This window comes from Streptomyces sp. NBC_00209 (genome assembly GCF_045206345.1).
In the GTDB taxonomy this organism is placed as follows: Bacteria; Actinomycetota; Actinomycetes; order Streptomycetales; family Streptomycetaceae; genus Streptomyces.
In genome coordinates this window covers 1-16,725 of sequence record NZ_CP108121.1, presented here as the reverse complement: position 1 = coordinate 16,725, position 16,725 = coordinate 1, and the positions used below count along the sequence as shown (strand labels likewise).

Genomic DNA, 16,725 nt, shown 5'->3' with positions numbered 1-16,725 from the left:
CGTCCGCCGCCCGCTCGTTAGCGTCTGCGCACCGGCGAGAGCCGTCAGGAATCCGGCGCGGAACCAGCATCCGCCGCGCTCCCGGCCTGCCGCCGCCAACGCTTCGCACGTGACGGAACAAGGAGTGGTCTGCGTGGAATCGGAGTCGATCGTTCTCGACCCGACGGGTCGGGACGTGCATGCGGAAGGCGCGCGCCTGCGCCGGAGCGGCCCGGTCGCCCAGGTCGAGCTGCCCGGCGGGGTACGCGCCTGGTCGGTCGTCGGCCACGACGCGCTGAAGGAGGTGCTGAACGACGAGCGGTTCGCCAAGGACGCCCACAAGCACTGGCCCGCCTTCGTCAACGGCGAGATCGGCGAGGACTTCCCGCTGATCGGCTGGGTCATGATGGACAACATGACGACGGCCGACGGCGCCGACCACGCCCGGCTCCGCCAGCTCACCGCGAAGGCGTTCACGCTGCGCCGCTCCGAGGAGATGCGGCCCCGCGTCGAGCGGATCACCGCCGAACTCCTGGACGACCTGGCCACCAGCGGCCCCGACGAGGTCGTGGACCTCAAGGACCGCTTCGCCTACCCGCTGCCGACCCGGGTGATCTGCGAGCTCTTCGGGGTCCCGGAGGACCGCCGCCGGGACGTCATGCGCGGCGGCGAGGTCAACACCGAGACCACGATCTCCCACGAGGAGGCCGTCGCCAACGTCGAGCAGTGGCACCAGGCCATGTACGACCTGGTCGCGTTCAAGCGCCGCGAGCCCGACGACGACCTGCTGAGCAAGCTCATCGAGGCCCAGCAGGAGGACGGCTCACGGCTCAACGACTCGGAGCTCGCCGGCACCCTGCACCTCATGCTCGGCGCCGGCTCGGAGACCACCACCAACCTGATCAGCAAGGCCGTGGTCGCCCTGCTCACCCACCCCGACCAGCTCGCCCTCGTCCTCTCCGGCGAGGTGCCGTGGAGCGAGGTCATCGAGGAGACCCTGCGGGTGGAGTCCCCGATCGCCCAGCTCCCGTTCCGGTTCGCCACCGAGGACATCGACATCGCGGGCGTCACCATCCCCAAGGGCGACCCGGTCCTGACCGGCTTCGCCGCCTCCGGCCGGGACGCCACCCGGCACGGGGACGACGCCGACCGCTTCGACATCACCCGCGCCGACAAGCGCCACCTCTCCTTCGGCTACGGCGTCCACCACTGCCTGGGCGCCCCGCTCGCCCGGATCGAGGCCCTCGTCGCCCTGCCGGCCCTCTTCGAACGCTTCCCCGACCTGTCCCTCGCCGTCCCCGACGACCAGGTCCGGCCCGCCGGCACCTTCCTCCTCAACGGCGTCGACACCCTCCCGGTTCACCTCAAGCGGCAGTAGCCCGTCGAGCCGTGGCCGCCGGCGTTCCCCCGCGCGGGCGGCCACCGGAAGGCGGGCCGGTACCCCCGGCCCGCCTTCGTCCTGCCGTCCGCCCCAGGAAGGACACCCGCCGGTGCGCATGGGCGAGCTGTGCCGCAGGTCCGGCGTACCCGTGGCGACGATCAAGTTCTACATCCGCCAGGGCCTGCTGCCCGCGGGCCGGCTCACCAGCCCCACCCGGGCCAGTTACGACAGCGCCCACGAGCACCGGCTGCGCCTCGTCCGGGCCCTGCTGGACGTCGGCGGGCTCTCCCTGGCGGCCATCGGTGACGTACTACGGGCCGTGGACGACCCGGACCGCCCGCCGGCCGACGTGCTCCGCACCGCCACGGACCGCCTGACCCCGCCCCGGGAGACCGCGTCCGGCCCGGAGCTGGACGCGGCCCGCGCCGAGGTGGCCCGGCTGGTGCGGCGCCTGGGCTGGCGGGCGGAGGCGGACGGGCCGGCGGGCGAGGCGCTGGCCGGTGTGCTCGTGGCCCTGCGCGCCTCGGGGCACGGGGACTTCGCCGTACTCCTGGACGACTACGCGGCGGCGGCCGAGCGGGTCGCCCGCGCCGATCTCGGCCATCTCGGGCGGCCGGCGGCGCGCGCGGACCTGGTGGAGCGCGTGGTCGTGGGCACGGTGCTGGGCGAGGCCATGTTCAGCGCCCTGCGCCGGCTCGCCCACGCGGACGCCTCGGCCCGCGCGTACACGGACCTCCGTGGACAGAACACCTAGGCCGTTGCAGCAACGTGCTCACGAGCTCTGCGGGCTTGCCGGAAATCAACACGGCGTGTCGATTTCCGGCAAGCCCACGGGCCTGGTCACCTCGCGCTCGAAGCGCATGCTGGCGCGCACCCATCCGGAGAGCAGCACTTCACCCTTCGCTGCGAACCCCAGCCGTTCGTACCAGGTGCACAGCCTCGTGTTGGCTGCGACGGCGTCAAGGCGCAGAAGGGAGCGCCCCTGCGCCGCCGCGGTTCGTGCAGCCCAGTCAACCGCGAAACTGCCGATCCCCTGGCCCTGGTGGTGCGGGTCGATAGCCAGCCGATGGAGATGCACAGCCCCCACCGCTTCCGAGTCCGGCCAGACCGCAGCGTCAGTATCCTCGAGAGCGAACGTGCCCACGGTGTCTCCCGCACGCTGCACGACATAGGTCTCCCCCCTGGCGACGCTGGCTGCGGCGGCCGCCCGCGGAAGCGCGCGCCACGAGAGAGGGGTCCCCTGCCGCTCCTGGCCGGCACGAGCATTGGCCAGGACGGTCAGAACCAGCTCGAGGTCCCTCCGCACGGCCCTACGTACCACCATCGCCACGTGCTCCGCATCTGCACGCATACCCCTGCTCCCCGTCACGATCAGGTCTGGGCCATGTCCACGAAATAGCAGCAGCGGCCCGGAAGGGCGACTGTAATCGTTGCCGCTGATACATCAGCCCCGTGCGGGTGATCTTGGTCGAGAACCCGCCTACCAGGAGCTTCGTCGCTGCGCAGAACACCTAGGCAGCCAGGTTGATCACCCGGCGGCCGACGCGCCCGGCCTCCGCCGTCAGGTCGTCGCCCCAGCGCTTCCACAGCCCGGACAGGCGCGAGGTGATCACCACCGTGTCCACCGCGCCGTCGGCCAGCGGCGTACGCAGACCGATGGAGTGATGGCCCTCGTGCGCACCCCCCGCCAGGGCCGCGTCGAGCAGGCCCCGGTCGAACTCCACGAGGACCGACGGCGGAAGATCCGACGGGATGTCACCGCCCGACCCGAACACCGCGATCCGGCTCCCGGCGAGCACCTCCCCGAGCGACGCGGCCAGCTCACCGGCCACGGACGCCCCACCCACCTCGGCGGTCCACTCCTCAAGAGCGCGGTACTCCTTCTCCCAGTCCCAGAAGGGCCGGGTCCAGCCCACCAGGGCCCAGCCCAGCTCCATCGCGGGCTGCGGGTGCTTCGCGAGGATCTGGGCCATGTTGGAGATGAACTCGCTGAACGAGACGTCCATGTTCCGCTCGTGCGAGGACTCGATCACCCAGCCGTCGTACGTCGAGTGGAACGCCACCCCGTCCCGGTGCAACCGGTAGCCGAGCTCCAGATCCTCCCCGCCCCAGCCGCTGATCTGCTCATCGAACCCGTCGATGGCCCAGAAGGCCGCGCGGTCCACCGAGAAGTTGATGGTGAAGAGCATGCTCCACGGCGTCCGGCGCCGCGACAGGTCGAAACCGCACCCCGTGAACTGCTCGTGCCGGATGTCGCGGAAGGCCGGGTCGTCGCGGAAGCGCTCCCACACCGCCTCCGGCTCGCTCAGATCCAGCGGACCGGCGAGCTGCCGCATGGGGTCCGAGGGGTTGTAGCCGAACGCGTAACCGATGACCGCCCGGGGCTCCGCCGCGTCGTGCACGGCGAGATGGGAGCGCAGGAAGCCCGGCCCGACCATGGCACCCGTGTCCAGGAAGACCAGGACCCGGCCTGTCGCCAGCCGCGCCCCCTGGTTGCGGGCGAGCGCGATGCGCGCGCCCCGGTCCTCCTGGAAGCGGTACCGGATGCGGAGCCGGTCGGTGAACTCCCGTACCACGTCCGCCGTCTCGTCGCTGGAACCGTCGTCGGAGACGATCACCTCGAAGTCACCGGCGGGCACGGTCTGCCGGGTCAGCTGGTGCAGGGTGTCCCTGAGGAGACCGGCCCTGTTGTACGTGGGAATGACCACGGAGGCTTTCGGGGCGGCGTCGTTCTCGTACACGGGGGCCTCCGCGGGGGCTGAGTCGCTGGCTGCCGGCGGACCGGCCGGGGGTCCTGGCACCGACCGGTACGGGCGTCGGCAACCACGCCCGACGCTACCGATATCGCGCCGGGCGCCCAACTCCCTGCTTGCTCAGTCGAACCGCTTGCTCAGTCCAGATCCACGAAGTGGCGCAGTTCGAGCCGGCCGATACGGGCCATCGGATGCTGCCGCGCCACCTCGACCGCCTCGTCCAGATCCGCGCACTCCAGGATGTCGAACCCCACGATCACGTTCTTGGACTCCGCGAACGGGCCCGCCGTGCGCAGCAGCTCCCCCGCCCGCATCCGGACGGTGACGGCCTCGTCCACCGGCGCCAGCGCGCTCCCGGTGACCCGCCGTCCGGCGGCGTCGTTCTCGGCCGCCCAGGTGTCGCAGTCGTCGGTCCGGTCCTCGTCGGGCTCGGAGTCGGTACACACGAACATCATGAACTTCACGCTACGGACCTCGATTCATCCGGGGCCCCACGGTGGGGCCGGGCCGATCCTAAGTGCCGCCACTGACAGCGGCGGTCCGTCCCGGAAGGACCGCACCCTGAAAGTGGCCGCCGCGAACGCGGCGCCGACAGGATGGGCGCCCCTGTTCCATGGCGAAGGCGAGAAGGAGGTGACGGCGTGTCCCCAGGACCGGACGTCATCGTGGTGGGAGCGGGCTCGGCCGGCTGCGTGGTGGCGAGCAGGCTCTCCGAGGACCCGGACCGTGCGGTGCTGCTCCTCGAAGGCGGGCCCGACCGGCGCGCCCCCGGACTGGCCCGCGCCATCGCCTCCCGCAACGGCATCGGCATCTTCGCCCACCACCAGGCGTTCTGGCCCGACCAGCGGGCGACCCACCTGGCCGGCGGCCGGCTCGGCTGGTACCTGCGCGGGTACGGGGTCGGCGGGTCGTCGTCCGTCAACTCGATGCTCGCCCTGCCGGGCCTGCCCCGGGACTACGACCGCTGGGCGGACGAGCTCGGCTGCACCGGCTGGTCCTGGGCGGAGGTGCGGCCCTGGCTCCAGGAGCTGAAGCCCCACCTGGCCGCCTCCACGGACGCCGAGCTGACGCCCCTGGACAGCGCCCTGCTCGCCTCCGCCGCCGAACTCGGCCTCAAACGCGACCTGGACACCTTTGACGACCCATCCGACGGGGCCGGCGTACTCCTGCGCAACGCCACCCCCCACGGCAGGCACTCCAGCGCCGAGCACCGGCTACGGCCCGCGAGGAACCGCGCCAACCTCACCGTCCGCCCCGACACCCCCGTCGAACGGCTGCTGTTCGACGGCACCCGGTGCGTCGGCGTACGGACGGCGACGGGCGAGGAGCTGCACGCGGACGAGGTCGTCCTCAGCGCCGGTGTCATCGGCAGCCCCGCCGTACTGCTGCGCTCCGGCGTCGACCGCCCCGGCATCGGCCACCACCTGCGCGACCACCCGGCCGTCTCGGTCGGCCTGGTCCTGCGCCCCGAGTACCGGGAGGCGCGCGCCGACCTCCCGTGCATCGGCACCGTCCTCCGGACGTCCTCCGGGGAGGGGCACGGCGACATCCACCTCCTGCCGATGCACGGCGACTCCAGCGGGGGCGGCGAGGTGCACGGCGTCCTCATGGCCGCCCTGATGACCTCGCGCTCCGACGGCACCGTCCGGCTCGACCCCGACGACCCGTCCGGACCGCCCCGGATCGACCTGCGCATGCTGGACGACCCTGCCGACCGGCGCGCCATGCACGAGGCGCTGCGCTGCCTGGTCCGCGCGCTGCGGAGCTCCGCCTTCGCCGAGGTGGTGGAGTCGGTACGGGTGGACGACCGGGGCAGCGACCTCACCGCCCTGCTGGACGAGGACTTCGCGGACGCCTGGCTGCCGGACCACGTCGGCGACTACTTCCACGCCACCGGCACCTGCCGGATGGGCCCGGCGGCCGACCCCGGATCCGTGGTCGACCTCCAGGGACGGGTGCACGGGCACACCGGCCTCCGGGTCATCGACGCGTCGGTCATGCCGGACACCCCCTCGGCCAACACCCACACCCCGACGGTCATGATCGCCGAGCGCCTGTCCGCCGCGATGCGCGGCCGGCCCTGGTGACGGCCGCCCGGGCTTCTCGCCCCGTGCCCAATCCGCCCGCGCCGGGCCCGAACGCGGTCGGTCCGGAAGGTGCGGCCCGTACCCCCGGAATGTGACGGTTGACGCACAGCACGGCCGGCCCCTCCGCGGCACTCGCGCGACGGCCGGAGGACCTTGCCCGGCCACCACGGCCCAGCCTCCAGGGAGCACATATGACCACGCAGACCGCCCCGATCAGCGGCCCCGTAGCCGACGAGGACAAGGCGGAGGTCGCCGGCCTGCCGCGCCGCATCGTCGAGGCGTGGGCGCGCTACGACTCCGACGCCTTCGCCGCCGTGTTCACGGACGAGGGCACCATGATCCTGCCCGGCGTCTTCCAGAAGGGCCGCGAGTCCATCCGCGCCTTCACCAGCGCCGCCTTCGCCGGGCCGTATAAGGGCACCCGCGTCGTCGGCACCCCGATCGACGTCCGCTTCCTGTCACCCGAGGTCGCCGTCCTCATCACGCGCGGCGGGATCTGCGTCGAGGGCGAGACCGAGCCGGCCCCCGAGCGCGCCGTGCACGCCTCCTGGCTGGCCGTGAAGCAGCCGGACGGCTGGCGCCTCGCCGCGTACCAGAACAGCCCCCTGAACAACGCCTGACACAAGCGTCCGCGCTCGGACCAGGAGGTCCGGGCGCGGACGGCTGTTCAGGCGCGGCGCGCGACGGCTCTGCCGCGTACCGGGGGTGCGGACTCCGCGGTCTCCACCGTGAACGTCCGGGCCGCCCGCTCGCAGGTCTCGAAGAGTCCCTCCTCGGTGTCCGCGCCGAGCACCAGGTGGAAGTACCAGTCGGACGGGCCCGAGATCCGGGCACGGTCGCCGGCCTCACGCCTGCGGTGCCAGTCCACCGCGCCGGGGAACGCCGCGAGTTCGTCGTCGTCCGGCATCGACACGATGACGCCCGGGGCGGACGGCCTGATGTGGAGCCCGCCGATGTGCGGCCACGGCGCGCCGGGCAGCGTCACCGACCCCGTGTGCGCCGCCTCGGCGATCAGGCCGGACGTGGAACGCCCGTGGTACGCGCCGATCATGAGCTGGATCCACCCGCCGCCCGGCCGCGCGGCGACCTCGGAGAACACCAGCTCGCCGTCCTCCCGGACGAAGACTTCGAGGTGGCTGGGCCCGTCGTGGATGCCCAGGGCCGGGTTGAACCGCTTGTGCATGTCCTTGATACGGGCGTACAGCCCGGGATGCTCCCCGGGCGCGAGGATCAGCGAACCGTCCAGGGCGCCGCCCAGCACCTGCATCCTCGGGTACAGATAGCGGTGCACGACGAAGGTCAGCGGTTCGCCGCCGGACCAGATCGCGTCGACGGCCAGCTCCTCGCCCGGCACGAACTCCTCGACCATCAGCTGCCCGGCCCGCTGCCCCACCTCGAACTTCAGCCCGGCCGCGACCGCGCCCAGCTCCTCCCCGCACTCCACCTTCTCCGTGGCGCTCGCCCCGTACCCCGCCACCGGCTTCACGATCAGCGGCGCGGCCAGCTCGCGCGCCACGGCGGCCACCGCGTCCGCGTCCTGAGGATCCGCCAGCGAACGGAACCGGGTCACGGCCACGCCCGCCTCACCCACCAGCTCCTTCATCAGCCGTTTGTCCCGCAGCGCGACATGGTGGCGGGCCCCCGGTGCCGAGGGGTCGAGCAGCAGCCGCAGATAGCCCGAGCCGAACTGGCTGCGCTCGTCCTGGTTGTGCACCTGGACGACCGGGGGACAGGTCTGCCGCAGATCCACGGCGACGGCGGACAGCTCCGCCAGCGAGTCGAAGCCTGACACGGTGTACACCTTGCGGCACCGGCCGAGCAGCGCCGGATCGGGGCTCTCGTACAGGACGTCGGACCGCTCGATCACCAGGCAGACGTCGGCCGTCCGCGCCTCGTGGTCGAGCAGTGCGGCGAGCAGCTCCGGCTGGTACTTGCATACGACGATGGTGCGGTCCCTCGTACGGTCACGACGCCCGGCGTTCATCGGTCTCCTTCCGGTCCAACAGGTCTGCGACGGCCCGCCGGTCCGCCTTGCCGCCCGGCAGCAGCGGCAGGACGGGCAGGGCCGTGACACGGTCGGGCATGCCCTCGCCGAGCGCCGTGCGCAGCGGACGGCGCAGCGCCGCGGCGGCGGCCGGGCCGAAGCCCTGGACGGCCAGGACGACATCGCCGTCCGCGAGCTGGACGCAGCACGCCGCCGTCACCCCGGCCAGACCGGCCGCCGCCGCCTCGACGCGCGCCAGGTCCACGAACACGCCCCGCCGCTTGACCAGCGAGTCCAGCCGCCCGACGACCACCAGATTCCCGTCGTCGTCCAGCACGCCCCGGTCCCGCGTACGGAACCGGGTCACCCCGGACCCGGGGGCGTACCGCAGCCGTTCCGCGTCGTCGTCCCCGCAGGTCCCCGGCAGGTAGCCGAGCGAGCCGTCGGGCGAGGTGATGACGATCTGCCGCACCTCCGCCCCCACCGGCCCCGTCGCCTCCGGGTGTACGAGGGACAGCGCCGTCCCGTCCAGCGGCCGGCCCACGGGCAGCAGACCGGGGCCGCAGTCGCGGGGCACCCGGTGGTGGAACTTGGCGAGCGTGGTCTCCGAAGGCCCGTACAGATTGACGACCTCCGTCGACGGCGCGGCCGCACGCCACCGCCGTACCAGCCGGCCGTGCAGCGGCTCACCCGCGAACAGCGTCCAGCGCAGGGAGTCCACGGACCCGTCCGACCCGTCGGCGGCCAGCCAGCGCGCCGCCAGACTCGGGACCGCGTGCACCACCTCCACACGGCGTTCCGCGAGCCAGCCCAGCACGGCGGCCGGGGCGGCGCGCACCGCCCGCCCGGCGAAGTGCGCCTCGCCGCCCGCACACAGCGGCAGCAGCAGATCGCGGAAGACCACGTCGAACGACGGCGACGTCAGCACCGCCACCCGGGTCCCCGGGCCGGCGCCCACCGCCCCGATCTCCCAGTCGATGAACGCCAGCAGCCCCGCGGCCCGCCCGACGATCCCCTTGGGCGCGCCCGTACTGCCCGAGGTGAACACGACATAACCGGCGCCCGGCGGCAGCACCCGGGGCGCGGGCTCACCCGTCCGCTCGGCCTCCCCGGTCTCGGACCGCAGCACGGCGGCCGGGCGCGCCGCCGCGAGCAACGCGCCGGTGCGCTCGACCGGCTGCTGTACGTCGACGAGCAGCGGGACCAGACCCGCCGCCCGCGCCCCGAGGAACGCCGCCGGCCAGCGCGCCCCCGGCCCGGCGAGCACGGCGACCAGGGCGCCCGGGGCCAGACCCAGCGCCGCGCACCGGTCCCGCCAACCGAGCACCTGGCGCCACAGCTCCCGGTAGGTGACCCGGCCCGTATCCGTCACCACGGCCGGGCGGCCCGGGTGACGGGCCGCGACGCTCCGGACCCGGGCGACGACCGGGCATTCCGCGCCCGTGTCCACCGGTTACCGGCCGCCGGCCCGGTCGACCCGCTCGGCCAGCAGGGCGGCCAGCTCGCCGAGGGACGGCATGTCGAAGACATCGGCGAGCGTGCACTCGACGCCCAGCCGCTCCTCCAGCGCCACGGCCATCTCCGTCGCGGCCAGCGAGTCGAAGCCGGCGGCGACCGGGTCGAGCGTGTCGTCCACCTCTCCGGCGAACACCTGCCGGGCGGCGTCGAGGACTTCGTCCCGTACGCGCTGTGCGAGGTCGTCCTGAGTTGTGGTCACGTGTCGTCCCTCCAAGGGCGATCGGGGTGGGTGGCGAGGTGGGAGACCAGGGCGGCGAAGTCGGCGGTCCAGCGCTCTGCCGTACCGCTCCGCAGTCGCTCGGGGGCGTACTCGAAGCAGCCGCGCAGACCGCCGGACGGGGTGTCCCACATCGCCCAGACGCAGAACCCGCCCCGGTCGAGCGGCATCTCGCGCCGCATCGAGACCTGCTCGACCCGCCCGGCGAACTGGATGTCGTCGTCCCCGACGACGGACCGGGCGTAGTTGAAGAGGAACATCATGTTCTCCGGCTGCGCGCGCGGCCGCATGAAGGCAGGGTTGTCCCGCTCCAGCTCCCGGTGCGGCAGAGGATGCCGGGACGCCTCAAGACAGGCCCGGCGGGCGCTCAGCAGCACGTCCCGGTAGGTGACACAGCCGCTCAGGTCCACCCGGAGCGGCAGCACGTCCGCGAAGAACCCCACCGTGTCGTAGAAGGACCGGTCGTCACGGGCGGCCGTGTTGGTCATCAGCGCCGCGTCCGGGACACCGGTGACCCGGGCGGCGAGCAGCACGCCCGCCGCGACCAGCACGTGCCACGGGGTGCTGCGCACGCTCCGGGCCACCGCGCGGACGGCGCCCATCTCCCGCTCACCGAGGTCGAACACGGCGTTCCCGTAGACGGCCCCGCCCCGGTCGGCGCTCCCGACCTCCTCGGCGGTCGGCGCGAAGACCTGACCGCCCGCCAGCTCCGCCTTCCAGAAGTCGCGGACGGACCGGGCCCTCTCCCCGGCCAGCCCCTCCCGCTGCTGGGCCGCGTACTCCCCGTAACTCCGGGCCGGCGGCAGCTCCGGCGTCTCGCCGCGCACCCGGGCCCGGTAGCAGGCCGCGAGATCGCGGCGCAGGATGCCCGCGGACCAGGCGTCGACCGCGAGGTGGGACGACAGGACCGTCAGCACCGCGTCCTGGTCGTCGAACCGGTACAGCACCGCCCTGAGCAGCGGGGTCTCCGTACGCGGCATCGTCTCCGCGTGCAGCTTGACGAGCAGCTCCTCGGCCGCGTCCTCCCGCGACTCGCCGGGCCCGGGCACCAGCACCTGTTCGGTGAACGGCACCGGGGCCGGCGGAAGCACCGACTGGTACCCCTCGCCGTCGTCGTCGCAGTCGCAGGCCAGGACCGTACGCAGCGACTCGTGCCGGGACACCAGGTCGTCCAAAGCCCCGCGCAGCGCGGAGGAGTCCAAGGGGCCCCGGATCCGCAACGCCATCACGGCGATGAACTTCGACATGTCGAAGCCGTCGCGCTCGTTGGCGCAGCACATGGCCAGCTGGGCGGAGAGCGGATAGCGCGCGATTTCCTCGACGTCTCGCATGGGCAACGCCTCCTCATCGGAACGGCGAAGCTAGGCGCCCCGCGAGAAGCCGGACAACTCCGAGCTTGCCCGTACGCGCAGCCCGTTCCGGGCCGCGCACGGGAGGAGATGACCGACCGCCGGGCCGGACCTAGGTTGGCCGTCCACCAGAGCCGTCACGGAAGACCGACGCACGGGCGACAGAAGGCAGGCCATGTCCGCACTCAGTCCGTTGACCTTCGCCAAGAGCCTCATACCCGAAGCCGGCGCACAACGCGTCTACGTCACCTCGTCGTTCGTGGGGACGGTCGGCGGCGGCATCATGATGCCGATCAGCGTCCTCTACTTCACCCGGATCGTGGGGCTCCCCACGGCCCGGGTCGGACTCGCGTTCACCGTGTCCAGCCTGATCGCTATCCTCGCGTCGATGCCCGCCGGCGCCCTCGCCGACCGCGTCGGCCCGCGCCGGGTCGTCATGGGCTCGCTCGCCGGCCTCGGCGCGTCCGGCCTCGCCTACCTGGCCGTCCAGGGCTTCTGGACCCTGCTCGTCGTCAACGCGTGCATGAACGTCAGCTTCGCCGCCTACTTCCCCTCCGTCGGCGCCCTGCTGCGCCGGGTCGGCGGCGAGAACACCGTGACCATCCGCTCCCAGTCCCGGGCGGTCTCCAACATCGGCGTGGCCCTCGGTTCCCTGGTCAGCGGTGTCGGTATCCAGATCGGCACCGAGACCGCCTACCAGGTCCTCATCGTCCTGTTCGGCGTCGCCCAGACGGCCGCGCTGCTCCTCCTGTTCAGGGTCCCCGACTACCGGCCCCTGCCCCGGCCCGCCCCGGCCGCCGGCACCGGCAAGGCGCCCGCCGGAGCCACCCGGAGAGCCGCGCTGCGGGACACGGCGTTCGTCCTCTACGCGCTCGTCGGCGGCGCGATGACCGTCCAGGTCCTCGTCCTCGAAATCATGATCCCGGTCTGGATCGTCTCCCACACCGACGCCCCCACCTGGGGTGTCACCGCCGCCTTCCTCATCAACACCGCCCTGGTGGTCCTCCTCCAGGTCCGGCTCGGCAGCGGAGTCCAGACCCTCACCGACGGAGGGGCCGCCCTGCGCCGCTCCGGCATGGCCCTGCTGCTCGGCTGCGCGGCGATCAGCCTCATGGCCGGGGTGTCCGCGTGGGTCGCCGTGCTCGCCCTCGTCGCCGGCATGGTGCTGCTCACCCTCGGCGAGATCTGGTACTCCGCCGGCTCCTTCGCCTTCGAGTTCGGCCTCCCGCCGGCCCACGCGCAGGGGCAGTACCAGGGCCTGTCCGGCACCGCGTCCTCGGCGGTCCGCGCCGCCTCGCCGGTCTTCCTGCTCGGAGTCGTACTCGGCCTCGGCAGCCTCGGCTGGATCGGCCTCGGCGTCATCATGCTGCTCCTCGGGCTCACCGGCCCCGCCCTGGCCCGCTTCGGCGCCCGGACCCGGCCGGCCGAGGCCGACGACACGGCCGGCGTCCCGGCCCCGCACCACGCCTGAACAAGGGGGAAGCATGGACACGAGAACACCGCCGCGCCGGCCGGAGACGGCGATGCCCCCGCTGGACCGGACGGATCTGCACCCCTCGGTGGACGACCCCGTCCTGACGTCCATGACCACGCTCAACGACATCGCCGGACGCTTCCCCGACGCCGTGTCGTTCGCCGCCGGACGCCCCTACGAGGCTTTCTACGACGCCGAATCGCTGCCCCGGTGGCTCCGCCGCTTCCAGCGCCACCTGGAGCAGGACCAGCGCCGCAGCCCCGCCGAGATCAACCGCACCCTCTTCCAGTACGGCCGCACCAAGGGGTTCATCCACCACCTCGTCGCCCGCCAGCTGGAACAGGACGAGCACATCACGGCCGACCCGGAAGCGATCCTCGTCACCACCGGCTGCCAGGAGGCCATGGTCCTCGCCCTGCGCGCCCTGCGCCGCGGCCCCCAGGACGTCGTGCTCGCGGCGCTCCCCGCGTACGTGGGATTCCTCGGCGCGGCCCGGCTGGTCGACATGCCCGTCCACGGCGTCCGCGAGGACGCCCACGGCCTCGACCCGGACGACCTCGTCACCCAGGTCCGGCTGCTGCGCGCCCGGGGACTGCGGCCCCGCGCCTGCTACGTCGTCCCCGACTTCGCGAACCCGAGCGGCGCGACCCTCCCCGAGGAGCGCCGCCGGCAACTCCTGGACATCGCCGACCGCGAGGACCTGCTCATCCTGGAGGACAACCCGTACGCGTTCTTCGGGGCGGACGGGAACCGGCAGCCCACGCTCAAGTCGCTCGACCGGACCCGGCGCGTCCTCCACTTCGGCTCCTTCGCCAAGACGGCCTTCGCGGGCAGCCGGGTCGGCTACGTCGTCGCCGACCAGCCGATGACCGACGGCACCCTCCTCGCCGACGAACTGGCCAAGCTCAAGAGCATGCTCACCCTGAACACCTCCACGGTCTCCCAGGCCGTCATCGGCGGCTACCTCCTGGAACACGGATGCAGCCTCGTCCGGGCCACGGAACGCGAAAGGGCCGTCTACCGGCGCAACCTCACCGCCGTACTCGACGGCCTGGAGCAGCGGTTCGGAGGCGACCCCACCGTCACCTGGACCACTCCGCGCGGCGGAATGTTCACCGTCCTCACGGTCCCCTTCACCGCCGACGAGGAAGCCCTCGAACACTCCGCCCGCGCCTTCGGAGTCCTGTGGACCCCCATGCACCACTTCTACGGAGGCCACGGCGGCCACCGCCAACTGCGCCTTTCCTTCAGCGCCCTGGAACCGGACCGCATCAACACGGGCCTGGACCGCCTGGCGGCACTCGTCGCCGAGCGGAAGTCCCAGGTGCACATGGTCCGAGCGGCTGCGTAGAACAGGGTGGTGCAGGCTCCACCCCGATTCGGGTGTGCGGTGCACTGACCCGCACCACACGGCCAGGGCAGCATGGAGCAGACGTTACGGGGACCCGTGACGAGCACTGGACCGGAAGCAGGAGCCCTCCATGGCACGTTCGACCGACTACGACGAGGACCCTCCTCAGCACCCTGGTGCTGATCGTCACCGGACTGGTGGTCGGCGTGCTGGCCGCCCTGATCCCCCTCACCGCGTTCAGCCTGTCCGTCACCGGGTCGCTGCCCTATCTGCCGCCGGTCCAGGTGGCGGCCATCGTCCTGGTCGTCGTTGTGACCGTGGCCGCGGGCGTCCTCCTGCCGGCCCGCCCGGCGCTGCGCCGCCGCCGTCCGGCGGCCCTGCAACGTTCCTGATCGGCCGTCATAGGTGAGGAGCCGCACCATGGCCCGCAGCGCCTCAGTCGTGCTCGCCCTGGCCGGAGCCGCGGCCCTCGTGCTCAGCTGCGCTCCCGGGCAAACGCGGTGACGTGCCAGGATCCCGCAATGAGCGAACCGACGATCCGTCCACGTACCGATGACCACATGCCGGGCTGCGTCCAGGCACTCGCCACGGTCCACACGGCAGATCGCTATCCAGTGGACTGGCCCGTCGACCCCGAAGGCTGGCTGACCCCCCGGGACAGGCACTGGCCACCGCAGTCGGCCTGCCGCCACAGCGACTGCTGTCCGTGGCGCGCTTCTTCGTCAGCACCGACGCCCGCAGACGAGGCGTGGCCACAGAGCTCCTGCGCAAGGCCACCGAAGCAGCCACAACCGCTGGCCGCACCCCCGCCCTCCAGGTCGAATCCGGAGCCTCGGCCGCCATCCACCTCTACGAACGCGCCGGATGGCACTACGTCTCCACGTCCCCAGCCACCTGGACAACAGCCGGCGGCCGTACCGCACAGATGCACACCTGCGTCGCACCACCGGACGGGGCGTAGGCGATGCCCCTCAGGACGACGACAGGGACTCCACGGCCTCAATCTCACTGAAGTCTGATCGCCCTGGTGCCGACTCGCCCTCCTGCTAGCGTCATGCGGTGATTTCTCTGGGGGAACCCGCATTCTTCACTCGCCTGCACGACGTGCGACGGGTGCTCATCGCCGGTGCGGGCGGCGGCTTCGACGTGTACGCCGGGCTGCCGCTCGCACTCGCGCTGCGGTCGGCGGGCAAGGAGGTACACCTTGCCAACCTGTCTTTCGCCGACTTGTACGGCCTGGACCTTGACGTGTGGGTGGACCAGGACGTCGCGGCCATCGGGCCCGACACCCCTATGCGTGGTGACTATTTCCCTGAACGGACGCTTGCCCAGTGGCTCGTGACGCAGGATCTACCGCCGACCGTGTACGCCTTCCCGAGCATCGGGGTCGGGCCGCTGCGGACGGCCTACCGGACGCTGATCGAGCATCTCGGTGGTGTTGACGCGATCGTGCTGGTGGACGGCGGCACCGACATCCTGATGCGCGGCGACGAGCACGGTCTCGGCACCCCGGAGGAGGACATGGCGAGTCTCGCCGCCGTGAGCGGACTCGACGAGGTCGCGCACCGGCTGGTGGCCTGTCTTGGCTTCGGGGTGGATGCGTATCACGGTGTGAACCACTCGCTCGTGCTGGAGAACTTGGCCGCTCTGGACCGGGATGGCTCGTATCTCGGCGCGTTCTCGCTGCTGGGGGCGGGGCGGGAGGGTGCGTTGTATCTTGACGCGGTGGCGCATGCCCAGCGCCACACCGCGAGCCACCCGAGCATTGTGAACGGTTCTGTGGCCGCTGCCGTGCGCGGTGACTTCGGCAATGTCCGGTTCACGGAAAGGACCAAGGGCAGCGAGTTGTTCATCAACCCGCTGATGGCGCTGTACTTCTGTGTGGACCTGCCTGGACTGGCCCGCCGTAATCTCTACCTCGGTCTGCTGGAGCGGACCTCGCTGATGCGGCAGGTGAGTTCCGTGATCGAGGAGTTCCGCACCACGCTGCCCCGTCAGCGTCCGCCGAGGGCGTTCCCGCACTGAACCTCCCTCAGACCGATACGGGACAGCCGTCACCGGGGTGACCGAGGGGCGAGTCACCGACGAGTCTTCTGACGAGCGGGTACCCGGGGTGATCGGCCACCCCGGCGCTCAAGAGGTATCCGGCGATCCCGCGCTGCGCGGCCGGGTGAAGCCTGACGTGGCAAGGTCACCGGTGCCGCGCCTTGCCACGGTGCAGGGCAAAACAGACAGACGAACGAGCTGAGCCTCATCGGGGGGATATCTCTAGTCCAGTTCGAATCCAGTTCAGAGAATGAAGCACAGGCTGAGCCGAGAGGGCTGAGGCCAACTTTCTCATTCCTTACTTGTGCAGCAAGCCGCCCGCGAAGCGGGCTCTGGATCTGGGAGCGAAGCGGACGGGTAGGGGTGGAGCGAAGCGAAACCCTTGACGGGCAGCCATGAAGTGACGGCCCGTCAAGGCACCGCGAAGCGAGGCCCGTTCATTGCGTTCATGGAGCGAAGCGGAGTGAACGCCCGCGCTTCGCGCGCACCGGGGAGCGAAGCGAGCCGGCATCCGTAGTCCTGGAGCGAAGCGGAAGGACGCGCCAAGCGAAGCGCGGCGCTTCGCTTGCTCATCGCGCAGCGATGA

At 72.1% G+C, this 16,725-nt stretch carries 16 protein-coding genes; 9 read left to right on the top strand and 7 right to left on the bottom strand.

Translation table 11 applies throughout. The annotated features are described in order from the left end of the window. Positions 1-109 precede the first annotated feature (109 nt). Together OG867_RS00080 and OG867_RS00075 are read left to right on the top strand one after the other, a co-directional pair. On the top strand, positions 110-1,357 hold the full coding sequence (locus OG867_RS00080; RefSeq protein ID WP_328904575.1) for a cytochrome P450: 1,248 nt from the start codon (positions 110-112) through the stop codon (positions 1,355-1,357). 118 nt (positions 1,358-1,475) lie between these two features. Next, the gene (locus OG867_RS00075; RefSeq protein WP_331720323.1) at positions 1,476-2,114 is read left to right on the top strand and encodes a MerR family transcriptional regulator; all 639 of its coding nucleotides are present in this window, start codon (positions 1,476-1,478) and stop codon (positions 2,112-2,114) included. Positions 2,115-2,159: 45 nt separating this feature from the next. Here the strand turns inward: OG867_RS00075 and OG867_RS00070 are convergent, their stop codons facing one another. The 3 genes from OG867_RS00070 to OG867_RS00060 form a co-directional block, all read right to left on the bottom strand. After that, complete coding sequence (locus OG867_RS00070) at positions 2,160-2,711, bottom strand: GNAT family N-acetyltransferase (protein WP_406281289.1); 552 nt, start codon at positions 2,709-2,711, stop codon at positions 2,160-2,162. Between the two features lie 160 nt (positions 2,712-2,871). Continuing rightward, positions 2,872-4,101 carry a glycosyltransferase gene (locus OG867_RS00065; protein ID WP_331720322.1) on the bottom strand — a complete coding sequence of 410 codons (1,230 nt, stop codon included), beginning with the start codon at positions 4,099-4,101 and terminating at the stop codon, positions 2,872-2,874. A gap of 149 nt (positions 4,102-4,250) precedes the next feature. Continuing rightward, on the bottom strand, positions 4,251-4,568 hold the full coding sequence (locus tag OG867_RS00060; protein ID WP_406281286.1) for a YciI family protein: 318 nt from the start codon (positions 4,566-4,568) through the stop codon (positions 4,251-4,253). Between the two features lie 186 nt (positions 4,569-4,754). Between OG867_RS00060 and OG867_RS00055 the strand changes: the two genes are divergently transcribed. After that, positions 4,755-6,200 carry a GMC oxidoreductase gene (locus OG867_RS00055; RefSeq protein ID WP_331720320.1) on the top strand — a complete coding sequence of 482 codons (1,446 nt, stop codon included), beginning with the start codon at positions 4,755-4,757 and terminating at the stop codon, positions 6,198-6,200. Positions 6,201-6,391: 191 nt separating this feature from the next. Continuing rightward, a complete protein-coding gene (locus OG867_RS00050) occupies positions 6,392-6,820 on the top strand; it encodes an SgcJ/EcaC family oxidoreductase (RefSeq protein ID WP_328904570.1) in 429 nt (142 codons plus the stop codon). A 47-nt stretch (positions 6,821-6,867) separates the two neighbouring features. Here the strand turns inward: OG867_RS00050 and OG867_RS00045 are convergent, their stop codons facing one another. Genes OG867_RS00045 through OG867_RS00030 form a run of 4 tightly spaced genes read right to left on the bottom strand, consistent with a single transcriptional unit; the run spans position 6,868 to position 11,250 of the window. Then, positions 6,868-8,184, bottom strand: coding sequence for an ATP-grasp domain-containing protein (locus tag OG867_RS00045; protein WP_331720319.1), 1,317 nt, complete (start codon positions 8,182-8,184; stop codon positions 6,868-6,870). Next, positions 8,165-9,634 (bottom strand): AMP-binding protein, encoded by a 1,470-nt coding sequence (locus tag OG867_RS00040; RefSeq protein WP_331720318.1) that lies wholly within the window; start codon positions 9,632-9,634, stop codon positions 8,165-8,167. Before OG867_RS00040 ends, OG867_RS00045 begins: the two co-directional genes overlap by 20 nt. 3 nt (positions 9,635-9,637) lie before the next feature. After that, positions 9,638-9,901, bottom strand: coding sequence for an acyl carrier protein (locus OG867_RS00035; protein WP_328904567.1), 264 nt, complete (start codon positions 9,899-9,901; stop codon positions 9,638-9,640). Continuing rightward, positions 9,898-11,250, bottom strand: coding sequence for a condensation domain-containing protein (locus OG867_RS00030; protein WP_331720317.1), 1,353 nt, complete (start codon positions 11,248-11,250; stop codon positions 9,898-9,900). The genes OG867_RS00035 and OG867_RS00030 overlap by 4 nt, the downstream gene beginning before the upstream one ends. Before the next feature lie 193 nt (positions 11,251-11,443). Between OG867_RS00030 and OG867_RS00025 the strand changes: the two genes are divergently transcribed. The 5 genes from OG867_RS00025 to OG867_RS00005 all read left to right on the top strand — a co-directional run bounded on the left by OG867_RS00025 (position 11,444) and on the right by OG867_RS00005 (position 16,118). Then, on the top strand, positions 11,444-12,739 hold the full coding sequence (locus tag OG867_RS00025; protein ID WP_328904565.1) for an MFS transporter: 1,296 nt from the start codon (positions 11,444-11,446) through the stop codon (positions 12,737-12,739). Between the two features lie 13 nt (positions 12,740-12,752). Next, on the top strand, positions 12,753-14,093 hold the full coding sequence (locus OG867_RS00020) for a PLP-dependent aminotransferase family protein (protein WP_331720316.1): 1,341 nt from the start codon (positions 12,753-12,755) through the stop codon (positions 14,091-14,093). A 176-nt stretch (positions 14,094-14,269) separates the two neighbouring features. Then, a complete protein-coding gene (locus OG867_RS00015) occupies positions 14,270-14,485 on the top strand; it encodes a hypothetical protein (protein ID WP_331720315.1) in 216 nt (71 codons plus the stop codon). 314 nt (positions 14,486-14,799) lie between these two features. Further along, positions 14,800-15,054: a GNAT family N-acetyltransferase gene (locus OG867_RS00010; RefSeq protein WP_331720314.1), complete on the top strand. Its 255-nt coding sequence runs from the start codon at positions 14,800-14,802 to the stop codon at positions 15,052-15,054. A 98-nt stretch (positions 15,055-15,152) separates the two neighbouring features. After that, on the top strand, positions 15,153-16,118 hold the full coding sequence (locus tag OG867_RS00005; RefSeq protein WP_328904561.1) for a DUF1152 domain-containing protein: 966 nt from the start codon (positions 15,153-15,155) through the stop codon (positions 16,116-16,118). The last annotated feature ends 607 nt before the right edge of the window (positions 16,119-16,725 follow it).